The organism is Arthrobacter sp. CMU6, assembly GCF_059090205.1.
Genome location: NZ_JBNHFL010000040.1, coordinates 1 through 22,251, shown reverse-complemented (window position 1 = coordinate 22,251; position 22,251 = coordinate 1). Strand labels below are relative to the sequence as shown.

General features: G+C 67.7%; 20 protein-coding genes. 8 read left to right on the top strand and 12 right to left on the bottom strand.

Going from position 1 to position 22,251, the window contains the following annotated elements; all coding sequences use genetic code 11:
- Positions 1–114 precede the first annotated feature (114 nt).
- The 7 genes from glyA to purU are packed head-to-tail and all read left to right on the top strand — an operon-like array spanning position 115 to position 8,917.
- Positions 115–1,455, top strand: coding sequence for a serine hydroxymethyltransferase (glyA, locus tag AC5RWD_RS21155; protein ID WP_494021891.1), 1,341 nt, complete (start codon positions 115–117; stop codon positions 1,453–1,455).
- A complete protein-coding gene (locus tag AC5RWD_RS21150) occupies positions 1,452–2,672 on the top strand; it encodes a sarcosine oxidase subunit beta family protein (RefSeq protein WP_307105398.1) in 1,221 nt (406 codons plus the stop codon). The genes glyA and AC5RWD_RS21150 overlap by 4 nt, the downstream gene beginning before the upstream one ends.
- A gap of 30 nt (positions 2,673–2,702) precedes the next feature.
- A complete protein-coding gene (locus tag AC5RWD_RS21145) occupies positions 2,703–3,074 on the top strand; it encodes a sarcosine oxidase subunit delta (protein ID WP_494021890.1) in 372 nt (123 codons plus the stop codon).
- On the top strand, positions 3,071–6,013 hold the full coding sequence (locus AC5RWD_RS21140; RefSeq protein WP_494021889.1) for a sarcosine oxidase subunit alpha family protein: 2,943 nt from the start codon (positions 3,071–3,073) through the stop codon (positions 6,011–6,013). Before AC5RWD_RS21145 ends, AC5RWD_RS21140 begins: the two co-directional genes overlap by 4 nt.
- Positions 6,006–6,641 carry a sarcosine oxidase subunit gamma gene (locus AC5RWD_RS21135; RefSeq protein ID WP_494021888.1) on the top strand — a complete coding sequence of 212 codons (636 nt, stop codon included), beginning with the start codon at positions 6,006–6,008 and terminating at the stop codon, positions 6,639–6,641. Before AC5RWD_RS21140 ends, AC5RWD_RS21135 begins: the two co-directional genes overlap by 8 nt.
- A complete protein-coding gene (locus AC5RWD_RS21130) occupies positions 6,641–8,014 on the top strand; it encodes an L-serine ammonia-lyase (RefSeq protein WP_494021887.1) in 1,374 nt (457 codons plus the stop codon). Before AC5RWD_RS21135 ends, AC5RWD_RS21130 begins: the two co-directional genes overlap by 1 nt.
- A 3-nt stretch (positions 8,015–8,017) precedes the next feature.
- The gene (gene purU / locus AC5RWD_RS21125) at positions 8,018–8,917 is read left to right on the top strand and encodes a formyltetrahydrofolate deformylase (RefSeq protein ID WP_494021886.1); all 900 of its coding nucleotides are present in this window, start codon (positions 8,018–8,020) and stop codon (positions 8,915–8,917) included.
- 115 nt (positions 8,918–9,032) lie between these two features.
- On the opposite strand, the gene bcp is transcribed toward purU, so the two are convergent.
- From bcp to AC5RWD_RS21080, 9 genes are all read right to left on the bottom strand, one after another.
- Positions 9,033–9,512, bottom strand: a complete 480-nt coding sequence (gene bcp, locus AC5RWD_RS21120; protein WP_494021885.1) for a thioredoxin-dependent thiol peroxidase — start codon at positions 9,510–9,512, stop codon at positions 9,033–9,035.
- 84 nt (positions 9,513–9,596) lie between these two features.
- On the bottom strand, positions 9,597–10,379 hold the full coding sequence (locus tag AC5RWD_RS21115) for a winged helix-turn-helix domain-containing protein (RefSeq protein ID WP_494021884.1): 783 nt from the start codon (positions 10,377–10,379) through the stop codon (positions 9,597–9,599).
- A gap of 10 nt (positions 10,380–10,389) precedes the next feature.
- Positions 10,390–11,733, bottom strand: a complete 1,344-nt coding sequence (gene allB / locus AC5RWD_RS21110) for an allantoinase AllB (RefSeq protein ID WP_494021883.1) — start codon at positions 11,731–11,733, stop codon at positions 10,390–10,392.
- Positions 11,726–12,937, bottom strand: a complete 1,212-nt coding sequence (locus AC5RWD_RS21105; RefSeq protein ID WP_494021882.1) for a glycerate kinase — start codon at positions 12,935–12,937, stop codon at positions 11,726–11,728. Before AC5RWD_RS21105 ends, allB begins: the two co-directional genes overlap by 8 nt.
- A gap of 153 nt (positions 12,938–13,090) precedes the next feature.
- Positions 13,091–14,869: a glyoxylate carboligase gene (gene gcl / locus AC5RWD_RS21100; RefSeq protein WP_494021881.1), complete on the bottom strand. Its 1,779-nt coding sequence runs from the start codon at positions 14,867–14,869 to the stop codon at positions 13,091–13,093.
- A 145-nt stretch (positions 14,870–15,014) separates the two neighbouring features.
- A complete protein-coding gene (locus AC5RWD_RS21095) occupies positions 15,015–15,893 on the bottom strand; it encodes a 2-hydroxy-3-oxopropionate reductase (RefSeq protein ID WP_494021880.1) in 879 nt (292 codons plus the stop codon).
- A gap of 67 nt (positions 15,894–15,960) precedes the next feature.
- Positions 15,961–16,761, bottom strand: a complete 801-nt coding sequence (locus AC5RWD_RS21090; protein ID WP_494021879.1) for a hydroxypyruvate isomerase family protein — start codon at positions 16,759–16,761, stop codon at positions 15,961–15,963.
- 220 nt (positions 16,762–16,981) lie between these two features.
- Positions 16,982–17,395 carry an SRPBCC family protein gene (locus AC5RWD_RS21085; protein WP_494021878.1) on the bottom strand — a complete coding sequence of 138 codons (414 nt, stop codon included), beginning with the start codon at positions 17,393–17,395 and terminating at the stop codon, positions 16,982–16,984.
- On the bottom strand, positions 17,392–17,706 hold the full coding sequence (locus AC5RWD_RS21080) for an ArsR/SmtB family transcription factor (RefSeq protein WP_494021877.1): 315 nt from the start codon (positions 17,704–17,706) through the stop codon (positions 17,392–17,394). The genes AC5RWD_RS21085 and AC5RWD_RS21080 overlap by 4 nt, the downstream gene beginning before the upstream one ends.
- A 290-nt stretch (positions 17,707–17,996) precedes the next feature.
- Here AC5RWD_RS21080 and AC5RWD_RS21075 point away from each other — a divergent pair, with 290 nt between their 5' ends.
- Complete coding sequence (locus AC5RWD_RS21075) at positions 17,997–18,203, top strand: hypothetical protein (protein ID WP_494021876.1); 207 nt, start codon at positions 17,997–17,999, stop codon at positions 18,201–18,203.
- Between the two features lie 8 nt (positions 18,204–18,211).
- Here the strand turns inward: AC5RWD_RS21075 and AC5RWD_RS21070 are convergent, their stop codons facing one another.
- Genes AC5RWD_RS21070 through AC5RWD_RS21060 form a run of 3 tightly spaced genes read right to left on the bottom strand, consistent with a single transcriptional unit; the run spans position 18,212 to position 22,079 of the window.
- A complete protein-coding gene (locus AC5RWD_RS21070; RefSeq protein WP_494021875.1) occupies positions 18,212–19,666 on the bottom strand; it encodes a UDP-glucose dehydrogenase family protein in 1,455 nt (484 codons plus the stop codon).
- Entirely contained in the window at positions 19,663–20,829 is a 1,167-nt protein-coding gene (locus AC5RWD_RS21065; RefSeq protein WP_494021874.1) for an aminoglycoside phosphotransferase/kinase family protein, read from the bottom strand. Before AC5RWD_RS21065 ends, AC5RWD_RS21070 begins: the two co-directional genes overlap by 4 nt.
- Complete coding sequence (locus tag AC5RWD_RS21060) at positions 20,826–22,079, bottom strand: phosphotransferase family protein (RefSeq protein ID WP_494021873.1); 1,254 nt, start codon at positions 22,077–22,079, stop codon at positions 20,826–20,828. The genes AC5RWD_RS21065 and AC5RWD_RS21060 overlap by 4 nt, the downstream gene beginning before the upstream one ends.
- Positions 22,080–22,251 lie beyond the last annotated feature (172 nt).

Below are 22,251 nucleotides of genomic sequence, written 5' to 3'. Positions count from 1 at the left end.
AAGCGAAGTGCCATTTTGCTCCCAGCTATTGACTCTGTTGTGAGCTCAATCATACCATTGACCTCACACTGATATATCAGTCATAAGCAAAGTGGTATTTCATAAGGAGCATTCGTGGTTGAGCAGTTGAACGACCGACTTTCCGCAGTCGATCCCGAGATCCAGCAAGCAGTCGCCCGTGAACTGGACCGCCAGCAGTCAACGCTGGAAATGATCGCCTCGGAGAACTTCGCTCCTGCGGCCGTCATGGAGGCGCAGGGTTCGGTCCTCACCAACAAGTACGCCGAGGGCTACCCGGGCAAGCGCTACTACGGCGGCTGCGAGCACGTCGACGTCGTCGAGCAGCTGGCCATCGACCGAGTGAAGGCGCTCTTCGGTGCCGAGTTCGCCAACGTCCAGCCGCACTCCGGCGCACAGGCCAACGCCGCCGCCATGTTCGCCCTGCTGAACCCGGGCGACACCATCCTCGGCCTGGACCTGGCCCACGGCGGCCACCTCACCCACGGCATGCGCATCAACTTCTCCGGCAAGCTCTACAACGTGGTCCCGTACCACGTCCGCAAGTCTGACTTCCGCGTGGACATGGCCGAGGTCGAGGCCCTGGCCCTGGAGCACAAGCCCAAGCTCATCGTGGCCGGCTGGTCCGCCTACTCCCGCCAGCTCGACTTCGCCGAGTTCCGCCGTATCGCCGACCTCGTCGGTGCCTACCTCATGGTGGACATGGCTCACTTCGCCGGCCTCGTCGCCGCCGGCCTCCACCCCAACCCGGTGCCGTACGCCGACGTCGTCACCACCACCACGCACAAGACCCTGGGCGGCCCCCGCGGCGGCGTCATCCTCGCCAAGGAGCAGTACGCCAAGAAGATCAACAGCGCCGTCTTCCCCGGCCAGCAGGGCGGCCCGCTTGAGCACGTCATCGCCGCCAAGGCCGTGGCCTTCAAGCTCGCAGCAACCGAGGGCTTCAAGGAACGCCAGAAGCGCGTCCTGGAGGGCGCCAAGCTGCTGGCAGAACGCTTCCTGCAGCCCGACGTCGAAGCCGCCGGCATCACCGTGGTCAACGGCGGCACGGACGTCCACCTGGTCCTCGTTGACCTGCGGAACTCCGAACTGGATGGCCAGCAGGCCGAGGACACGCTGCACCAGATCGGCATCACCGTCAACCGCAACGCCGTTCCCTTCGACCCCCGCCCGCCGATGGTTTCCTCCGGCCTCCGGATCGGTACCCCCGCCCTGGCCACCCGCGGCTTCGGCGCCACCGAGTTCACCGAGGTCGCTGACATCATCGCCACGGCGCTTACCAGCGCGGCCGGCACCGGAACGCTCGATGACGACACCGCCGTCGAACTCCGCGCCCGTGTCACTGCACTCGCCGAGCAGTTCCCCCTGTACCCCCAGCTCAGCGGCGCAACCGACATTGCCGCGTTTGAAAATGACATGATTGGAGCAGCCCAGTGAGCACCCACCAGCTCCCGGAGCACCCGGATTTCCTGTGGCACAACCCGGAGCCCAAGTCATCCTATGACGCTGTAATCGTCGGCGGCGGCGGGCACGGCCTGGCCACCGCGTACTTCCTGGCCAAGAACCACGGCATGACCAACATCGCCGTGCTGGAAAAGGGCTGGCTGGCCGGCGGCAACATGGCCCGCAACACCACCATCATCCGTTCCAACTACCTCTGGGACGAGAGCGCCGCGATCTACGAGCACGCCCTGAAGCTGTGGGAGATCCTGCCCGAGGAGCTGGAGTACGATTTCCTCTTCAGCCAGCGCGGCGTGATGAATCTGGCCCACACCCTGGGCGACGTGCGCGAAAGCATCCGCCGCGTTGGCGCCAACAAGCTCAACGGCGTGGACGCGGAATGGCTGGACCCGCAGCAGGTCAAGGAACTCTGCCCGATCCTGAACATCCGCGACGACATCCGCTACCCGGTCATGGGCGCCACCTACCAGCCGCGCGCCGGCATCGCCAAGCACGACCACGTCGCCTGGGCCTTCGCCCGCAAGTGTGACGAGTTGGGCGTGGACATCATCCAGAACTGCGAAGTCACCGGCTTCGTAAAGGACGGCAACCGTGTGGTGGGCGTCAAGACCAACCGCGGCACCATCAACACCGAGAAGGTGGGCCTCTGCGCCGCCGGCCACAGCTCGGTCCTGGCGGAGATGGCCGGCTTCCGGCTCCCCATCCAGTCCCACCCGCTGCAGGCCCTGGTCTCCGAGCTGCACGAGCCCGTGCACCCCACCGTCGTCATGTCCAACCACGTCCATGTGTACGTCTCCCAGGCACACAAGGGCGAGCTGGTCATGGGTGCCGGCGTCGACTCCTACAACGGCTACGGCCAGCGCGGCTCCTTCCACGTGATCGAGCACCAGATGGCGGCCGCCGTCGAGCTGTTCCCGATCTTTGCCCGCGCACACGTGCTCAGGACCTGGGGCGGCATCGTGGACACCACCCTGGATGCCTCACCGATCGTGGGCACCACCCCGGTGGACAACATGTTCGTCAACTGCGGCTGGGGAACCGGCGGCTTCAAGGGCACTCCGGCTGCCGGCCTGACCTTCGCGCACACCATCGCCACCGGAGCACCGCACAAGCTCAACAGGCCTTTTGCCCTGGAACGCTTCGAAACCGGTGCACTGATCGACGAACACGGCGCTGCCGCCGTCGCCCACTAGCCACGGTCCATAAGAAAGAAGAAGACGCACATGCTGCTTATCTCCTGCCCCAACTGCGGCCCGCGGGACGAAACCGAGTTCCACTACGGCGGCCAGGCCCACGTGCCCTACCCGGAGAACCCCAACGACCTCACCGACCGGGAATGGGCCGAGTACCTGTTCTACCGCGAGAACACCAAGGGCACCTTCGCCGAGCGGTGGGTGCACAGCACCGGCTGCCGGCAGTGGTTCAACATGCTCCGCGACACGGTCACGTACGACATCCAGGCCGTCTACCAGATGGGGGAGCCGCGGCCCGCCGCGCCCGTTCCACCCGCAGCTGACACCGGCACCGCAAGCACCGGTGCCGCCAGCACCACCCCGCTCAGCCCCAGCACCGCCCCGGAAGGAGCGACCAAGTGACCTCCCAGAACGCGCGCCTCAGCACCGGCGGCCGCATCGACCGCAGCATCTCCTGGCGCTTCACCGTGGACGGCGAGGAATTCACCGGACACCCGGGCGACACCCTGGCCTCCGCGTTGCTGGCCAACGGCCGCATCGCCGCCGGCAACTCGCTGTACGAGGACCGTGCCCGCGGCATCCTGGCCGCCGGCGTGGAGGAGCCCAACGCCCTGGTCCGGATCGAAGCCCGGTTCCCGGGTGACGTTGCCGAGTCCATGCTGCCCGCCACCACCGTTTCGCTGGTGGACGGCCTGAAGGCCGGCTTCCTGAACGGCCTGGGCAAGCTGGACCCGGCCGATGACCGCGCCGAGTACGACAAGAAGTACGTCCACACCGACGTCCTGGTGATCGGCGGTGGCCCCGCAGGCCTGGCCGCGGCCCGCGAAGCTGTCCGCAGCGGCGCCCGTGTCATCCTGATGGACGACCAGCCCGAACTCGGCGGATCCCTGCTGTCCGGATCCACGGCGTCCGACCTGGCGGAAACCATCGAGGGCAAGCCCGCCCTGGAATGGGTTGCCGACGTCGAGGCCGAGATCGTCTCCGGCGCCGAAAGCACCGTGCTGAACCGCACCACGGCCTTCGGCGCCTACGACGCCAACTACGTCATCGCGGTCCAGAACCGCACCGACCACCTCTCCAGCCCCGCCGCCGCCGGCGTTTCCCGCCAGCGCATCTGGCACATCCGTGCCAGCCAGGTGGTCCTGGCCCCCGGCGCACACGAGCGTCCGCTGGTGTTCGAGAACAACGACCGCCCGGGCATCATGCTCGCCTCGGCTGTCCGCAGCTACCTGAACCGCTACGCCGTGGCCGCCGGGTCCCGCGTGGTCATCAGTACCACCAACGACAGCGCCTACGCACTGGCCGCGGACCTGCGCGCCGCCGGCATCAAGCTCGCTGCAGTCGTCGACGCCCGTCCCGCCCTCACGCCGGTGGCTGCCGCCGCCGTCGAAGCCGGCACCCGGGTGCTCATCGGCAGCGCCGTGGCCAACACGGCTGCAGCTGCAGACGGCCGGCTGAACAGCGTCACCGTCCGCAGCATCAACGACGACGGCGAACTCACCTCGGGCGTCGAAGAGATCGCCGCCGACTTGCTGGCAGTGTCCGGCGGCTGGAGCCCGCTGGTGCACCTGCACTCGCAGCGCCAGGGCAAGCTGCGCTGGGATGAGGACCTCGCGGCCTTCGTGCCGGCAACCGTGGTTCCGAACCAGCAGACCATCGGCTCCGGCCGCGGCAGCTTCGACCTCGCGGACTGCCTGGCCGAGGGCATTTCGGCCGGAGCGTCGGCCGCGATCGCCGCGGGCTTCGAGTCCGCCGTCGAGCCCTCCGCCCTGGCGGAGCCGAAGGCGTCCGCACCGACCCGCCAGCTGTGGCTGGTCCCCGGCCAGACCGGAACCCCCGACGACTGGCACCACCACTTCGTCGACTTCCAGCGTGACCAGTCCGTGGCCGACGTCCTGCGCTCCACCGGCGCCGGCATGCGGTCCGTTGAGCACGTCAAGCGCTACACCTCCATCAGCACCGCCAACGACCAGGGCAAGACGTCCGGCGTGAACGCCATCGGCGTCATCGCGGCGGCTCTCCGCCAGGCCGGCGAGGCGTCCCGGGGCATCGGCGACATCGGCACCACCACCTACCGCGCACCGTTCACCCCGGTGGCCTTCGCGGCACTGGCCGGACGCCAGCGCGGCGAGCTGTTCGATCCCGCCCGCGTCACCTCGATCCACCCGTGGCACGTTGCCCAGGGCGCCCTGTTCGAGGACGTCGGACAGTGGAAGCGGCCGTGGTACTACCCGCAGAACGGCGAGGACATGGACGAGGCTGTGCTCCGCGAGTGCGCCGCCGTCCGCGACTCCGTGGGCTTCATGGATGCCACCACCCTCGGCAAGATCGAAATCCGCGGCAAGGACGCCGGTGAGTTCCTGAACCGGATCTACACCAACGCTTTCAAGAAGCTCGCCCCGGGTTCCGCCCGCTACGGCGTCATGTGCCTGTCGGACGGCATGATCTTCGATGACGGCGTGACCCTGCGCCTGGACGAGGAAACCTACTTCATGACTACCACCACCGGCGGTGCCGCCAAGGTGCTGGACTGGCTGGAGGAATGGCTGCAGACCGAATGGCCCGAACTCGACGTGCACTGCACCTCGGTGACCGAACAGTGGAGCACGATCGCCGTCGTCGGACCCAAGTCCCGCGACGTCATCGCCAAGGTCGCCCCGGAACTGGCCGCCAACGGCGGTCTGTCCGCCGAGGCGTTCCCGTTCATGACCTTCCGCGAAACCACCCTCGCGTCCGGCGTGAAGGCCCGCATCTGCCGGATCTCGTTCTCCGGTGAACTGGCCTACGAAATCAACGTGCCGTCCTGGTACGGGCTGAACACCTGGGAATCGGTGGCCGCGGCCGGTGCCGAGTTCAACATCACCCCCTACGGCACCGAAACCATGCACGTGCTGCGCGCCGAGAAGGGCTACCCGATCGTCGGGCAGGACACCGACGGCACGGTCACTCCGCAGGATGCCGGCATGGAATGGATCGTCTCCAAGGCCAAGGACTTCATCGGCAAGCGCTCCTACTCACGGCTGGACGCACAGCGCGATGACCGGAAGCACCTGGTCAGCGTCCTGCCGGTGGACGGCTCGCTGAGGCTTCCGGAAGGAACTCAGCTGGTGGAGAAGGGCATCCCGGCGAACCCCGCCTACGGCCCCGTCCCGATGCAGGGCTTCGTGACCTCCAGCTACCACAGCGCCGCGCTGGGCCGCTCGTTTGGCCTCGCCCTGATCAAGAACGGCCGCAACCGGATCGGCGAGACCCTGGTGGCCGCCGCCGGCAACCAGCTCGTCGACGTAGTCGTGGCCGAAACCGTACTGTTTGACCCCGAAGGGACCCGTAAAGATGGCTAACACCGCAGCCTTCACAGGCATCAATGGACTCCGGGAAATCCGCCGCAGCCCAGCCTCCCACCTGGCCGAAGCATTCGACTCCGGGTCCGTGCAGGGAACAGTCGCCCTCAAGGAGGGAACGTTCCAGACCATGGCCGGCGTCCGGGTGGACCGCAGCTCCGAGGCCGGCGCCCGGATTGCCTCCGTCACCGGCGGCCTGCCGGAGCGCTGCGGCGAGGTCCGCGGCACGGAACGGGTCAGCGTCCTGTGGCTCGGTCCGCAGGAGTTCCTGGTGGTGGCCCCGGAAGACGCCCACGACTCCCTGGGCGGGGACCTGATCGGCTCCCTCACGGCCGCCCTGGGCGACGCCCCGGGCCAGGTGGTGGACCTGTCCGCCAACCGCACCACGTTCGAGCTCACCGGCCCGCGGGCCCGGGCGGTGCTGGAGAAGGGCTGCGCCCTGGACCTCCACCCGCGCGTCCTCAAGCCGGGCACCGCCCTGAACACCGAGGTGGGCAACATCCCGGTGGTCCTGTTCAAGACCGGGGAGGAGAGCTTCCGGCTGTTCCCCCGCGCCTCGTTCGCGGACTACCTCGGCCGCTGGCTCCTGGACGCCATGAGGGAGTTCGCTTCCCCCGAGGTACCCTGATGGCGCTCAGCGCCCTGGATCTGTTTTCCGTTGGCATCGGGCCGTCGTCGTCACACACGGTCGGCCCGATGCGGGCGGCAAAGCAGTTCGCCGACGGGCTCAAGGGCGGCGGGCTGCTCAGCGCCACCGCCCGGGTCCAGGCGGAGCTCTTCGGGTCCCTTGGTGCCACCGGCCGGGGCCACGGCTCCGACAAGGCCGTGGTGCTGGGTCTGCAGGGGCTGGAACCGGAGACCGTTGACACCTCCACCGCTGACGACCAGGTGGCAGCCGCCGCCCTGGACGCCGAACTCCGCATCGGCGGGGACCACCGGGTGGACTTCAACTGGGACGAGGACGTGGTGCTGCACCGGCGCAAGTCGCTGCCGGCCCACCCCAACGGGATGACGTTCCGCGCCCTCGATCACGCCGGGACGGTGCTGAGCGAGCGGAGCTTCTACTCAATCGGCGGCGGCTTCGTGGTGGACGGAGATGCCGAGGCCGGCGCCAAGGTGGTGGCGGACGAAACCCCGCTGCCGTACCCGTTCACCACGGCCAACGAACTCCTGGAGATCTGCCGCCGCGAAAACATGTCGATCTCCGACGTGATGCTCGCCAACGAGCTGGTGTGGCGCAGCGAAGCGGAGCTCCGCGAGGAACTGCTGAAGCTGTGGGCAGTCATGCGCGAATGCGTGGACAACGGCTGCGCCGCGGAAGGCATCCTGCCCGGCGGGCTGAAGGTAAGGCGGCGGGCGCCGCAGCTCTTCCGGACCCTGACGGCGGACACCGGCGTCACGGATCCGCTCCGGGCGATGGAATGGGTGAACCTCTTCGCGCTGGCCGTCAATGAGGAGAACGCGGCCGGCGGCCGCATCGTCACCGCCCCTACCAACGGGGCGGCCGGCATCGTCCCGGCCGTGCTGCATTACTACGTGAAGTTTGTTCCCGGAGCCGACGACGACGGTGTGGTGCGCTTCCTGCTCGCGGCGGCCGCCGTCGGGATTTTGTTCAAGATCAACGCCTCCATCTCCGGTGCGGAGGTGGGCTGCCAGGGCGAGGTCGGCTCGGCCTGCTCCATGGCCGCGGCCGGGCTCTGCGAGGTCCTGGGGGGTACCCCCGAACAGGTGGAGAACGCCGCCGAGGTGGGAATCGAACACAACCTCGGGCTGACCTGCGACCCCGTGGGCGGCCTGGTGCAGATCCCGTGCATCGAGCGCAACGCGATCGCCAGCGTCAAGGCCATCAACGCGGCGCGCCTCGCCCTGCACGGGGATGGCAGCCACAAGGTATCGCTGGACAAGGCCATCAAGACCATGCGCGAGACCGGCGCCGACATGAAAACCAAGTACAAGGAAACCTCTCGAGGAGGCCTCGCTGTGAATGTAATTGAGTGCTGAACAATGACTGCTATTCAGACTGAAGACCGCGCCTCCGGGCAGACAAACAGCGGCGTCGAGCACGTCCTGACCCTGGACTGCCCCGAAGGCCCGGGCATCGTGCACGCCGTCTCCGGCTTCCTGCTGGAGTACGGCTGCGACATCATCGACAACAAGCAATTCGGCGACCGTTCCGAGGGGCACTTCTTCATGCGCGTGCACTTCGCGTCCGACGGCAATGACTCCACGCTGGAGCAGCTGCGTGCCGGGTTCACCCCGGTGGCCGAGAAGTACAACATGAAGTGGCGGCTGGAACGGAACGGGTCCCGCCGCAAGGTCCTGATCATGGTCTCGAAGTTCGGCCACTGCCTGAACGACCTGCTCTTCAGGGCCCGGGTGGGGGAGCTCCCCATTGAGGTTGTGGGCGTGGTTTCAAACCACACCGACCACCAGGCCCTCGTGGACTGGCACGGCATCCCGTTCTTCCATATCCCGGTCACCGCGGCCACCAAGCCGCAGGCGGAAGCCCGGCTGCTGGAAATCGTGGACGAGCTCGACGTCGAGCTGGTGGTGCTGGCCCGCTACATGCAGGTCCTCAGCGACGACCTGGCGCGGAAGCTGGACGGCAAGGCGATCAACATCCACCACTCGTTCCTGCCGTCGTTCAAGGGTGCCAAGCCGTACCACCAGGCCTACGCCCGCGGCGTGAAGACGGTTGGTGCCACGGCGCACTACGTGAACGCGGAACTCGACGAGGGGCCGATCATCGCCCAGCAGGTAGTCGAGGTGGACCACACCTTCGGCCCCGAGGACCTGGTCGCCGCCGGCCGGGACACCGAGTGCAAAGCGCTCAGCAACGCCGTCCGCTGGCACTGTGAAGGCCGGATCATCCTGAACGGCAACCGGACCGTCGTCCTGAAGTGATTGTGGTCCTGAAGTAGGGACGCTCTCTCACTTCCTGCCGCTTAAGCCGAAACGCTCCTGCAGTTCTTGCAGGAGCGTTTGTGGTTAAGCAGCGAAAGGTGAGAGAGCGTCCGGGTTAGACGCCGAGCTGTTCGCGGAGCGCCTGGACGTGGCCCTGGGCCTTGACCTGGTACTGGGCCAGCGTGACCTTGCCCTCGGGATCCAGCACGACGGTGGACCGGACGATGCCCTCGTGCACCTCGCCGTCGATAAGCTTTTCGCCCCAGGCACCGTACGCCAGGGCGACGGAGTGGTCCTCGTCAGCCAGCAGCGGGAAGGTGAGCCCGAAGTCGCCCGTGAAGTTGGCCAGCTTCTCCGGCGCATCGGGGGAGATGCCCAGCACTGCGTAGCCCGAGCCCTGGAAGGAGGCAAGGTTGTCGCGGAAGTCGCAGGCCTCGGTGGTGCAGCCGGGGGTGGCCGCCTCGGGGTAGAAGTACACGATGACGTTCTTGCCGCGGTAGTCGGCCAGCGCTGTCTGCTTGCCTTCTGCGTCCAGCAGGGTGAAGTCCGGCGCCTGGGTTCCGGGCTGGAGCTTGGTGGTCAGTTTGGGGCTCATGGCATTCCTTCTGATGGATCTGGGTCGAGCGAAAAATCTGGTCAAGCACAATGACTGATAGGACTGAAATGGATAACAGCAGCCCTAGATACTGTATTCCGCGGGACCGCGCACGGTTGCTGCTGGTCCGCAGATGAAGCGGTAGCCGCCGCCGCGGACCGTGGCGATCGCGTGCCGGCCGCCGCGCAGCTTTCGCCGCACCCGCCCCACGTAGACGTCGATGGAACGGGTCGCGGCGCCGGGGCTGTCGAACGACTCAAGGAACAGCCGCAGCTCCTCCCGGTCAACGGTCCGTGAGCAGTGCTCCACGAGGTAGCGCAGCAGTTTGAATTCGACGCCGGTCAGCGGCACCCGCTCGCCGTCCAGCAGCACTTCGGACTGGGCCAGGTCCACGGCCACCCGGCTGACGTGCCCGGCCGACGGCGGGAGGTGGGGTGTGCCGCCGTCGTCCGTTTCCGTGGACTCGGGTTCCGCTGGTTCCTGTTGCGCAGAGTCCGGTTGCGGGGAGTCCGCCGGGGCGGCCGACGGCGGCAGGGGAGTTCCGCCGCCGGGCGCACCGTGGGGTTCCCCCTCCCCTGGGGGCGTGCCCGGGTGCGACCCGGCGGCGGAAGTTGCAGCTCCGGCGGCGGGCCAGTGGACTTCCGCCTCCGGAGCAAATTGAAGGGCCCGCGCCAGCACCAGCTCGGCGGCCCGGGCCAGGACCTCCGGATCGATGTCCTGGCCTTCGGGGGGAGCCACCCAGACAGCCAGCCCGTGGGCCTTTGCACTCCCAGGGGCGATGGCAGGTCTGGGGGCGTTGGCGGGACCGTGGGCCTTGGCGCCCCAGGGGGCCGAAGTGCCGCGCGGTGAATGGGCATGCACAGCCACCGCGCGGTCCTCAGATGCCGCCGCGGCGGATCAGCTTGCCGCCGGGGGTCTGTCCGTCCACCACGCTGCCGCGCAGGTAGGTGCGGCGCACCACGCCGGAGAGTGCCTTGCCGTCGTACGGGGTGATGGGGTTCTTGTGCTTGAGCTTGGACACGTCCACCACGAAGGCCTCGTCCTGGGCGAAGACGGAGAAGTCGGCGTCGTAACCCAGGGCAAGCTGGCCCTTGTTGGAGAGGCGGGCCAGTGCGGCCGGCTTCTCGGCCATCCACGACACCACCTGCTCCAGCGGGATGCCGCGGTGACGGGCCTCGGTCCAGATGAGGGACAGGCCCAGCTGCAGCGAGGAGACGCCGCCCCACGCCACGGCGAAGTCACCGTTTTCGAGGTCCTTCAGGTCCAGCGTCGAGGGCGAGTGGTCGGAGACGATGCAGTCGATGGTGCCGTCCTGCAGGCCCTGCCAGAGGAGCTCGCGGTTGGAGGCCTCGCGGATGGGCGGGCAGCACTTGTACGCGGTGGCGCCGTCGGGGATTTCCTCGGCCATGAGCGTGAGGTAGTGCGGGCAGGTTTCCACGGTGAGGTGCACGCCGTCGCGCTTCGCCGAAGCGATCATGGGCAGCGCGTCGGAGGAGGACAGGTGCAGGATGTGGGCACGGGCGCCGGTCCACCGGGCGCGCTCGATCACCTCGGCGATGGCCTTGTTCTCGGCGCCGCGCGGGCGGGAGGCCAGGAAGGTGGAGTAGTGGGCGCCGCCGGGGTGGGGTGCGTGGTCGATGGCGTGCGAGTCCTCGGCGTGGACGATCATGAGCGAGTCGAAGGACTTCAGCTCGCGCATGTCCTCCTCCATCTCGTCCGCGTCCAGGTGCGGGAACTCGTCCACGCCGGAATGCAACAGGAAGCACTTGAAGCCGAAGACGCCCTCGTCGTGGAGGGGGCGGAGGTCGGCATTGTTGCCGGGGATGGCGCCGCCCCAGAATCCGACGTCCACGAAGGCCTGGTCCTCGGCCACCTCGCGCTTGAGCTTGAGGCCCTCCACGTTGGTGGTGGGCGGAATGGAGTTCAACGGCATGTCGATGATGGTGGTCACGCCGCCGGCGGCTGCGGCGCGGGTGGCGGAGGCGAAGCCCTCCCACTCGGTGCGGCCGGGCTCGTTGACGTGGACGTGGGTGTCCACCAGGCCGGGGATCAGGGTCTCGTCGTCGGCGAGCTCGATGACCTCGGCGCCGGCGAGGCCGTTGCCGAGCGGCTCGAGGGCGACGATCTTTCCGCCGCGCACGCCCACTTCACGGGCGGCGATCCCGGCGGTGGTCAGGATGCGCCGGCCCCGGATGACCAGGTCAAAGCGTTCTTCAGACATTCAGGGGCTCCTTCGTGTAAGCACTGTCGGTCAGGTGCACGCCGATGTGCTGACCCAATTCTTCAAGCAGTCGGCCTGCTTCAGCTATACATATCTCTACATTGCTTTCCAGCGCCGTCAGGGGGTAGACCTGCCGGAAACCTGACCGGCTGATCTGCGCGTCATTCAGGGTGGTGCGGCCGCAGACGGCCAGGACCGGGACTCCGGCTTCGGCGGCCGCGCGGGCAACGCCCATGGGCGTCTTGCCCAGCAGGCTCTGTTCGTCCAGGCTGCCTTCGCCGGTGATTACCAGGTCCGCGCCGGCCAGCCGTTCTGCCAGGCGGGTGAATTCGAGCACGACGTCGATGCCCGGGCGGCGTGATGCCGCCAGTGCCGCGATGGCGGCGTAGCCGACGCCGCCTGCCGCGCCGGCGCCCGGCGCGTTGGCGGCTTTCACTGCGCGCGGCCCGATCTCCGTGGCGAGGACCTGGACAAAGTTGGCCAGGGCGTCGTCCAGTTCGCCGACGTCTGCAGCGGTGGCGCCCTTCTGCGGTCCGAAGATGGCCGCCGCGCCCTCCGGGCCGAGCAGCGGGTTGTCCACGTCGCTCGCCAGGACGAACCGGGATTCCTCCAGCCGGGTGTCGAATCCGGAGAAGTCGATGGCCGCCAGGTCAGCGAGGGCCGCGCCGCCGAGGGGCAGTTCGTTGCCGGCGGCGTCGAGCAGCCGGGCGCCGAGTCCCTGCAGCACGCCCGCGCCGCCGTCGGTGTTGGCGCTGCCGCCGACGCCCAGGATGATCTGCCGGCAGCCGGCGTCGAGCGCCGCGCGGATCAGTTCCCCGGTGCCCAGGCTGCTGGCGGTGCGGGCAGAAGCGGAACCCGGCCGCCCGCCGTCGTACCCGGGAAGGACAGCGAGGCCGGAAGCCGCGGCCATTTCGATCACCGCTTCCCGGCCGCGGACCGCGAACTCCGCCGTCAGCGGCTGCCCGGTGGGGCCGCTGACCACGGCGCGGCGGCGGGTGAAGCCGGAGCCGACGGCGGCGTCAAGGGTGCCTTCGCCGCCGTCGGCCACGGGAATCCGCAGTACCTCAAGGGAGCCCTGTCCCTCAAGAGCGCCGGGGCCGGCCGCTGTGGCGGAGCCCTTCCGGAGCCCTTCTTCAAGGTGCCGGGCCACGTCCGGGGCGGAGAGTGAGCCCTTGAACTTGTCCGGCGCGATCACGATGCGCATTGCTTGCCTATCTTCGGTACTTTTCGGGGCGGTTTTGTCCCGCTGGGCGTGCCAGTCCCGCCGGGCTGTGTTGTCCCGGCGGGTGCCAGTCCCGCTGGGCGTGCCAGTCCCGCCGGGCTGTGTTGTCCCGGCGGGTGCCAGTCCCGCAGGGTGTTAGTCCTGCAGGGCCAGGATGGCGGTGGGGGCGTCGGCGGCGGTGGCGGCCAGTTCCTCGAACTCGTTCACGGCGTTGATCTCGAGGCCCATGGAGATGTTCGTGACCTTTTCCAGGATCACTTCTACCACCACGGGAACCTGGAACTCGCCCATGAGCGCCTTGGCCTTGTCGAAAGCGGCCGGCATGTCCGCCGGGTTCTCCACGCGGATGGCCTTGCAACCCAGGCCCTCAACCACCTTGATGTGGTCCACGCCGTAGCCCAGGGTTTCGGGAGAGTTGATGTTGTCGAAGCCCAGGGACACGTGGTAATCCATGTTGAACCCGCGCTGGGACTGGCGGATCAGGCCCAGGTAGGAGTTGTTCACCACCACGTGGATGTAGGGCAGGTTGAACTGCGCGCCCACGGCCAGTTCCTCGATCATGAACTGGAAGTCGTAGTCGCCGGACAGCGCCACCACGGTCTCGCCCGGCTTGCCGCGCACCACGCCGAGGGCGGCCGGGGCGGTCCAGCCCAGCGGTCCTGCCTGGCCGGCGTTGATCCACTTGCGGGCGCCGAACACGTGCAGCATCTGTGCGCCGGCGATCTGGGACAGGCCGATGGTGGACACGTAGGTGGTGTCCTTGCCGAAGGCCTTGTTCATCTCCTCGTACACGCGCTGCGGCTTGATCGGCACGTTGTCGAAGTGGGTCTTGCGGTGCAGGGTGGCCTTGCGCTCGGCGCACTCGGCAACCCATCCCTTGTAGTCGGGCAGGGTCCCGGCGGCCTGGCGTTCGCGGGCGATTTCCAGCAAGCCGTCCAGGGCGGCGCCGGCGTCGGAGGCGATGCCGAAGTCCGGCGAGAACACGCGGCCGATCTGGGTGGGCTCGATGTCGATGTGCACGAACTTGCGGCCCGCCGTGTAGGTGTCCAGCCCGCCGGTGTGGCGGTTGGCCCAGCGGTTGCCGATGCCGATCACGAAGTCACTGCGCAGGAAGTTCTCGTTGCCGTAGCGGTGGCTGGTCTGCAGGCCCACCATGCCGGCCATCAGCTCGTGGTCGTCGGGGATGGCGCCCCAGCCCATCAGGGTGGGGATCACGGGAACGTTCAGCAGCTCGGCCAGTTCCACCAGCTGCGCGGACGCACCGGCGTTGATGATGCCGCCGCCGGCCACGATCAGCGGGCGCTCGCCGGCCGTCAGCATGTCCAGGGCCTTCTCCAGCTGCTTGCGGGAGGCCTTGGGCTTTTCAACGGGCAGCGGCTCGTAGGTGTCGATGTCGAATTCGATCTCGGCCATCTGAACATCGATCGGCAGGTCCAGCAGGACCGGTCCCGGGCGGCCGGAACGCATCAGCTGGAAGGCCTTCTGGAACGCGCCGGGAACCTGGCCGGGTTCCAGGATGGTCATGGCCATCTTGGTGACGGGCTTGGCGATGGACTCGATGTCCACAGCCTGGAAGTCTTCCTTGTGCAGCTTGGCAACGGGGGCCTGGCCCGTGATGCAGAGCATGGGAATGGAGTCGGCCCAGGCGGCGTACAGGCCGGTGATCATGTCGGTGCCGGCGGGGCCGGAGGTGCCGATGCAGATGCCGATGTTGCCGTCTGCTGCGCGGGAGTAGCCGTCGGCCATGTGGCTGGCGCCTTCAACGTGGCGGGCCAGGGTGTGGCGGATGCCGCCGTGGGCCCGCATGGCGGAGTAGAACGGGTTGATCGCCGCACCCGGCAGGCCGAACGCCTCGGTGGCGCCCTCCTTTTCCAGGATGGCGATGGCAGCGTCTACGGTGCGCATCTTGGTCATGGTGTGCTCCTTGAAAGTCTGTTTTTGGGTGTGCTGAAGGAAGGCTTGGTCGGGGTCCTGAAAGTGTGGTGGTTGAACTTGTCGAAACCGAACCGCTGGTTGAGCTTGTCGAAACCTGGATCTCGACAAGCTCGATCAGCGGTGGTTACTTCCGGCCGCTGAGCTGGAGGACCTGCTTGAAGAGTCCCGAGTGGTCCAGTCCGCCGTCGCCCTGGTTGACGGTGGCGGCGACGAGCTGGGCGACGACGGCGCCGAGCGGGATGGAGACGTTGGCCTCGCGGGCTGCGGAGGTGACGATGCCCAGGTCCTTGTGGTGCAGGGCCAGGCGGAAGCCGGGGTCGAAGTTGCGGTCCAGCATCTTCTGGCCCTTCTGGTCCAAGACCTTGGAGCCGGCCAGTCCGCCGCCGAGGACCTTGAGGGCGGCGTCGGTGTCCACGCCATAGGCCTCGAGGAAGGCGATGGCCTCACCGAGGACCTCGATGTTGACGGCGACAATCAGCTGGTTGGCAGCCTTGACGGTCTGGCCGGAGCCGGAGGGGCCGACGTGGACGATGGTCTTGCCGACGGCGTTCAGGACATCCTGTGCTGCCTCGAAGTCTGCCGTTTCGCCGCCGACCATGATGGACAGGACGGCGTCGATGGCGCCCTGTTCGCCGCCGGAGACCGGGGCGTCGAGGGGGCGGATGCCGGCTGAGGTTGCTTCGTCCGAGAGGCGCTTGGCGACGTCGGGACGGATGCTGGACGCGTCGATCCAGAGGGTGCCCTTCCTCGCGTTGGCGAAGACGCCCTCGGGGCCGCTGACGACGCCCTCAACATCGGGGGAGTCCGGCACCATGGTGATGACGACGTCGGCGTCCTCGACGGCGTCGGCGATGCTGGTGGCACCCTTGCCGCCTTCGGAGACGAGCTTGTCGATCTTGTCCTGGCTGCGGTTGAAGCCGGTGACAGTGTGGCCAACCTTGACGAGGTTGATGGCCATGGGCAGGCCCATGATTCCGAGTCCGATGACTGCAACGTTGCTCATGATGGTTCTCTTTCTGAAGTCTGTGATGGTTCTGGTGGTTTCGGTGGTTGAGCCTGTCGAAACCCGGTTACCGGGAGGCGTGTTCGCGGATGGCCCACTTGAAGGCCGATTCCCGCGGTTCCTTGTATTCGAGGCCGATGTAGCCCTCGTAGCCGAGTTCGCGGCTGCGGGCGATCCATTCGCCGAGGGGAAGCTCGCCGGTTCCGGGAGCCCCGCGGCCGGGGTTGTCGGCAATCTGGATGTGGCCGAAGTCCTTGGCGTGGTTTTCGATTACCGCGGCGACGTCGTCCCCGTTGACGGCCAGATGGTAGAAGTCCGCGAGCAGCTTGATGTTCTGCGCGCCGGACTCCGCCTTGACCCGGGCGATCACGTCGAGTGCATCCTGGGCCTTGAGGAGCGGGTAGCGCGGGGCCCCACTGACGGGTTCGAGGAGGACGGTGCCGCCGATCCGGGCCACGCCTTCCGCAGCGGCGGCCAGGTTCTCGGCGCCGATGGCGTCCTGCTTCTCGGCCGATTCGCGGTCGGTGCGGTTGCCGTAGAGGGCGTTGAAAGCGGTGCAGCCGAGGCGCTCGCCGATGCCGGTGACGACGTCGATGTTGTCCTTGAACTCATCTTCACGGCCCACCCAGGAGACCAGGCCGCGGTCACCGCCGGGCATGTTGCCGGCGTTGAAGTTCAGGCCGGAGAGCTGCACGCCGGCATCGGTGATGGCGCGCTCGAAAGCCGTGGTCTCGGCGTCGGAAGGGACTGAGCTCTCAAACGGCCACCAGAACTCGACGGCGTCAAAACCTGCCGCCTTCGCGGCTGCGGGGCGCTCGAGCAGGGGCAGCTCCGTCAGCAGGATGGAGCAGTTCACTGTGTACGTCATCGTAGGTCCTTCCGGGGAGGGGCTTTGATCTATCTTCCCTGCTTCTCGGTTGTTCTACCGTTTCCGCTTTGTGGAATTTAGATTCTGCTTTATGAAAAGTGTAGGGAAGAGATGGCGGAGGAGTCAAGAGGAGTGGTGAGGAAGGCCGGAAACGCAGGAAGGGCCGGCATCATCGGATGCCGGCCCTTCCTGTTGCGGGCGGTGTTTAGGCGCTGCGGCTTTATGGGCGCGCTGCGTCGACGAGGACGCTGTCGATCCGCGACAGTACGCCGGGCCAGCCATTACCCATGCCCTGGAAGGCCTGCTGGCCCATCGGGGTGTCGAGGTTAAATCCGGCGTGCTCGAGGTGCAGCACCGTTCCGTCCTCGACGGTTTCAAGCGTCCACGTGATGGTGGTGTCCAGGGCGCCTTCGGCGAACAGGAAGCTGATCGAGGTGCCGGGGTCGACGCTCAGGATTTCGCACTGCTGGGTGCCCCAGGCTCCCATGTCCAGGGTGAAGCGGTGCCCAACGGTCGGGGCGATGTCGCCCCGCGCCCACCAGCGCGCGAGCAGGTCGGGCGTGGTGAGTGCCTTCCAGACTGCCTCGGGTGGGTGCGGGAAGTGGCGCGTGAGGCGGATCGTGTTGTCGGTCATGATGGGTTCTCCTCGTCCAGTAGGTTCCCCAGCGCGTCGAGGCGCCGGTTCCAGTAGTGCTTGTAGTGCTCCAGCCATCCGTCCACCTCGGACAAGCCGGCGGCCTCAAGGTGATACACCCGGTGCCTTCCGCGCCGCTCCTCCCGGACGAGCCCGGCCGCACGGAGGACGGCGAGGTGTTCCGACGCGGCAGAGCGGCTCTGCTTAAGCAGGCCGGTGAGGTCGCCTGCTGTCCGCGGCCCGTTCAGCAACTCGTCGAGGATGGTGCGCCGTGCCGGGTTGGCCAGCGCGCCGAAGATATCGGGGAGCATGCTTGCAGAATATGTCGGAATTTTCCGAAATGAAAGTCCCGCACCCGCGGTATTCCGTTCATGGCCCATGCTGCGCCGGGCCAAAGTGGTGCAGATTTGCCGGAAATTCCCCTGTGTGACGGGGCCCCGGGCTCGTAGAATAAAGGTGGGGCCGACGGCAAGAGCCCCGGAGAGCGATCCTTACGAGCCCGGGGCGCCTTCCCAAAACGCCGCCGGCCCTTATGACTGCCACCAGGTTTCGATCCGGTCACGGCTCTTCCCGCAGGATAACGCCCGTGTGACCATGGGGCATGAGCGACGAACTTATGGCGGCGGCACCCTCCGACGGTGGCGCTCCCCGCAATCGAACGGCCGGACTGATCCACTCCGAAGGCTCCGAAGCAACACGGCGGATGCGCGAGCAGGCCAAGCGGCGCCGGGAAGCGGAAGCGAAACTCCAGCATCACCTGATGGAAACCCGCAACAAATCAGCAGGCGCACCGGACCCCGCACTCTGACGGCGCCGCTACACGCGCTCAGCCACATGCCCTGCTGCAGCGGGTGACCCCTGCCCCCGCGGAATCTGCGCCGAAAGTTTGTTGGGGGTGCCGAGGGCGCGGTAGTCCCAGCCGGCGGCGCGGTAGGCGCCGGCGTTGAGTGCGTGGCGGCCGTCGACGATGTTGCGTCGGTGCACGAGTGCGCCGAGGGCGGTGGGGTCGGCGCGGCGGAAGAGGTCCCATTCGGTGAGGAGTGCGACGATTTCGGCGCCGGTGACGGCGGTCTCGAGGGTGTCGGCGTAGGTGAGGTCGGGGTAGGCGTGGCGGGCGTTGTTCATGGCTTGGGGGTCGTAGACGGTGACGTGGGCGCCGGCTTGGTGGAGCATGCGGGCGACGTCGAGGGCGGGGGCGTCGCGGATGTCGTCGGAGTCGGGTTTGAAGGCGGCGCCGAGGACGGTGACGTTGACGCCGCTGAGGTCTCCGCAGGCCATTTCGGTAATGAGGTCCACGGTGCGTTGGCGGCGGCGCTGGTTGATGGCGTCGACTTCCCGGAGGAAGCCGACGGCGTGTCCGACGCCGAGTTCTTTGGCGCGGTGTGTGAAGGCGCGGATGTCTTTGGGGAGGCAGCCGCCGCCGAAGCCGAGGCCGGGGGTGAGGAAGCGGCCGCCGATGCGGGTGTCGTAGGAGAGGGCGGTGGCGAGGTGGTTGACGTCGGCGCCGGTGGCTTCGCAGATTTCGGCCATGGCGTTGATGTAGGAGATTTTGGTGGCGAGGAAGGAGTTGGCGGCGGCTTTGACCAGTTCGGCGGTGGCGGGGTCCGTGACCACCATGGGGGTGCCGGCGGTGATGAGGGGTGCGTAGCAGGTGGTGAGGAGTTCCCGGGCGTGTTCGGTGGTGACGCCGAAGACGAGCCGGTCGGGGTGGAGGGTGTCGTCGACGGCGTGTCCTTCGCGGAGGAATTCGGGGTTCCAGGCGAGTTCGGCCCGGGCGCCCGCGGGGGCGTTCAGTTGCAGGTACGTGGTGAGCCGTTCGGCGGTGCCGATGGGGACGGTGGATTTGCCTGTGACGAGGCAGTCCCGGTCCAGGTGGGGTGCGAGCCGGGCGAGGGCGGCGTCGAGGTAGCGGAGGTCGGCGGCCGGTGAGTCGGGCATTTGCGGCGTGCCGACGCAGAGGAAGTGGATGTCGGCGCCGTGTGTGGCGGAGAAGTCGGTGGTGAAGCTGAGCCTGCCGCACTCCAACATGCGGCGGAGCAGTTCCTGCAGTCCGGGTTCGTAGAACGGCAGTGTCCCACTGGCGAGGGAGTTGATCTTGTCGCCGTCGACGTCGATTCCGACCACTTGGTGGCCCAGCAGCGCCATGCACACGGCGTGGGTGGCGCCAAGGTACCCGGTGCCGATGACGGACAAGGAAAGGTCCGCGGGATCTCTTACGGACGACGGCGGAACGGACGGGGCGGCGTAATCTCCCCATGGGGAATTGCTCATGTCAGGCTCGGTTCTGTGCTCAATACTGGGGCAGGTTCGCGCCGGGGCGCCCGGCATTCGGGCGACCGGCGCAGCTCCGGCGAGACCAGGTCCATTGATGCCAGGTATCTCACCGCCCACGATCCCCATGGCGGGCGGAAGGAGTACATGCAGGCCAGCCGGAGCCGGGCGGAGGCGGCATACGCCTCGAACCGTTCCGGGCTGACGTGCAGGCGTCGGGCCGCGGACACGATGTTCGCATGGGCGATGGCGAACCGCTGCCCGCTCAGGAGATTCTGCCTCCGGCGCAGTTCCAGGTGCACGTCGAGATTGGCCAGGTCCAGGGCGGCCTCGGCCCTGCAGGCCTCATCGAAATCCAGCAGGCCCGGCGCTTCGGCGTCGCCGGTGCCCAGTATTTGCTTGTCGTGCAGATCGCCGTGGGCCCACCCGAGGGAGTCGTGGGGCCCGGCCAAGAGACTCGCCGTAACGGCGTCCGCCTGTGCCAGGAGCGCAGCGCGTCCGTGCTCAGCCTCGCGAATCCCTTCGCTGTGGAGCAGCCAGTGATCCACCCATCGCCGCAACTTGACCAGTTCCTCCTCGGCATCGTGCAGGGGAAGCTGCTCCACACTGGCGCGGAAAGCGGAACTGCTGGCGCGGGCAACAGTCTCTGTCCAGGACTGTGACCAGTCAGCCCACATGCCGGCAAAGAAGTCGTCCGGAACGGTGGCCCGGTCCTGGCCGAGCTCATAGTACGGCCGCCCCGCCACGCGGCTGAAAACCAGGACGTCCGGCCTGGCCGCGGTCATTACCGGAGTCCTGAAGCGCCCGCCGGCCAGGGGCGCGGTGGCCAGCGCGTGGTTGGTGGCCGCTGCAGGCGCCTGTTCTGGCCGGAACACTTTGATGTACGTGTCGCCTGCGTGGAGGACTGCCCGCTTGTGGGCGCGGTGGACCACCGTTTCGCCCTTGGGTGACTCGTGGGCCAGTGCGGGCAGCTTGGAGTCGTCCGCGTCCACCGGGACAAACCGGCCTTCGCGGAAGAACCCGCCCAGCACTCCGAGATGGCCGGGTGACTGCACCTCCAGGACATACCGGCCTGCCGAGACGCCGGGCCACGAACGGCTCACAAGCCACTCTTTTCCTGCAGGGTCGGTCACCCGGCGGGGGACGGGCGGATGCCAGGTCATGGGATCAGCTCCCTTGCCCGCCGCAGATGCCAGGACATGTCCTCGGCCCATTCCCGGGACCTGTCACGGAAGGAGTCAACACTGCTGTTGAAGAGCCGGAAGGCTGCCCAGGCATCCACTCCGTGTTGCGTCAACCGTCCGCCGGCCTGGCGATAGCCTTCGGTGAGCCGTGCCGCCTTTGGCCCCCCGGCCGGTGCTTTTCCTCCGTACGCGGGCAGCGCCGTCTCTTCCGCTGCGGCGAATGAGCCCAGATCGGCCTCGGCTGTCCCGGCATGTGCCCGGTCGAAGTCGATAAGACGGACCTCCGACCCTCCCACCAGTACTTGGTCGGGCGAGAAGTCGCCGTGCACCAGGACCCGGCAGGACTCTGTGCTGTCCATGAGGATCCCGCCCAGTTCAGCCTCGATGCGCCTGGCCGGTTCCTCCAGCGCAGGCAGCAGGGAGGAAACCATGCTGCGCGTGGCCTGCAGCTGCGCGGTGATGCCCGCCGCCTGCAAGCCCGACGATGGAACCCCGTGCAGCCTGGCCAGGGCTTCCCCGGCAGTAAAGGCGCCGGAATCATCGTCGAGCCCTGCGAGGTCACCGCCGCCCCAGGCAACGCTGGCGCTGATGCCATGTTCCAGACATTCCGAGTCCCCCAGCTCGGGGAGGAACGGCACCCCGTGGCGCTCGAGCCGGTTCAGGAACTGGGCTTGCTGCCCCTTGCCCGCAGGCTTGGCGGCGGCTTTGATCACGACGGCGGTGCTGGCGTCGTGCGCGAAGAGGACCAGGCGCCGCTCGGGTTTGTAGCGCAGCACGTTGCTGCCGCTGAGCAGGCCGGCGGCCGCGCCGGGGTGAAGCCCCAGCCGTCCGGCTCCGTGCTCGCGCAACCAGACGAGATTCTTGCGCAGGGCCCAGTCGTCCTCCACATCGCCCACCCCCACCAGCGTCTCCGGGTGCAAGGAATCAGGTCTGAGGATGCGAATGTTACCGCCGCGGGACCGTGAAATGCTTTCGCGCCGCAGCAGTTTGGCGGGCGGGGCGGCCATCGTATAGGCCCAGCCGTAATCAAAACTCCCGTTGCGGATCCTGCGGAACGCCGCCAGGACGGAGGTGCCCGGCTTGTAGCGGACGCGGGTGACGCGGACGGTTTCGGCGAGGAGTTCGGACAGGCGGGCATCGTCCAGCAGCCAGGGGAGGCCGGGCAGTGCAGCATCCCGGCTGGCCAGGGCCCGGTCAGGGTTGCGGAACGCTGAAGCGGCGGAGTTCACGGCGCCACCTGCTTGAGTTCGGCCTCGGCATTGTCCGGTGTCTGCTCCTCGATCCAGTGGGCGAATCGGGAGTCGGGGTCCCGGAGGAGGTCTTCGGGGCGGCCGGTTTCGGTGATGCGGCCGTGGTCGAGCCAGATGATGCGGTCGCTGGTGCGGGCGGAGTGGGCGTCGT

What these genes read in the sequence shown, in the direction of transcription:
- allB (WP_494021883.1), bottom strand. Translation starts at nt 11,733, where the DNA reads ATGTCTGAAGAACGCTTTGACCTGGTCATCCGGGGCCGGCGCATCCTG.
- AC5RWD_RS21090 (WP_494021879.1), bottom strand. Translation starts at nt 16,761, where the DNA reads ATGACGTACACAGTGAACTGCTCCATCCTGCTGACGGAGCTGCCCCTG.
- bcp (WP_494021885.1), bottom strand. Translation starts at nt 9,512, where the DNA reads ATGAGCCCCAAACTGACCACCAAGCTCCAGCCCGGAACCCAGGCGCCG.
- AC5RWD_RS21135 (WP_494021888.1), top strand. Translation starts at nt 6,006, where the DNA reads ATGGCTAACACCGCAGCCTTCACAGGCATCAATGGACTCCGGGAAATC.
- AC5RWD_RS21105 (WP_494021882.1), bottom strand. Translation starts at nt 12,937, where the DNA reads ATGCGCATCGTGATCGCGCCGGACAAGTTCAAGGGCTCACTCTCCGCC.
- gcl (WP_494021881.1), bottom strand. Translation starts at nt 14,869, where the DNA reads ATGACCAAGATGCGCACCGTAGACGCTGCCATCGCCATCCTGGAAAAG.
- AC5RWD_RS21085 (WP_494021878.1), bottom strand. Translation starts at nt 17,395, where the DNA reads ATGACCGACAACACGATCCGCCTCACGCGCCACTTCCCGCACCCACCC.
- AC5RWD_RS21080 (WP_494021877.1), bottom strand. Translation starts at nt 17,706, where the DNA reads ATGCTCCCCGATATCTTCGGCGCGCTGGCCAACCCGGCACGGCGCACC.
- AC5RWD_RS21070 (WP_494021875.1), bottom strand. Translation starts at nt 19,666, where the DNA reads ATGAGCAATTCCCCATGGGGAGATTACGCCGCCCCGTCCGTTCCGCCG.
- AC5RWD_RS21075 (WP_494021876.1), top strand. Translation starts at nt 17,997, where the DNA reads ATGAGCGACGAACTTATGGCGGCGGCACCCTCCGACGGTGGCGCTCCC.
- AC5RWD_RS21065 (WP_494021874.1), bottom strand. Translation starts at nt 20,829, where the DNA reads ATGACCTGGCATCCGCCCGTCCCCCGCCGGGTGACCGACCCTGCAGGA.
- purU (WP_494021886.1), top strand. Translation starts at nt 8,018, where the DNA reads ATGACTGCTATTCAGACTGAAGACCGCGCCTCCGGGCAGACAAACAGC.
- AC5RWD_RS21130 (WP_494021887.1), top strand. Translation starts at nt 6,641, where the DNA reads ATGGCGCTCAGCGCCCTGGATCTGTTTTCCGTTGGCATCGGGCCGTCG.
- AC5RWD_RS21145 (WP_494021890.1), top strand. Translation starts at nt 2,703, where the DNA reads ATGCTGCTTATCTCCTGCCCCAACTGCGGCCCGCGGGACGAAACCGAG.
- AC5RWD_RS21095 (WP_494021880.1), bottom strand. Translation starts at nt 15,893, where the DNA reads ATGAGCAACGTTGCAGTCATCGGACTCGGAATCATGGGCCTGCCCATG.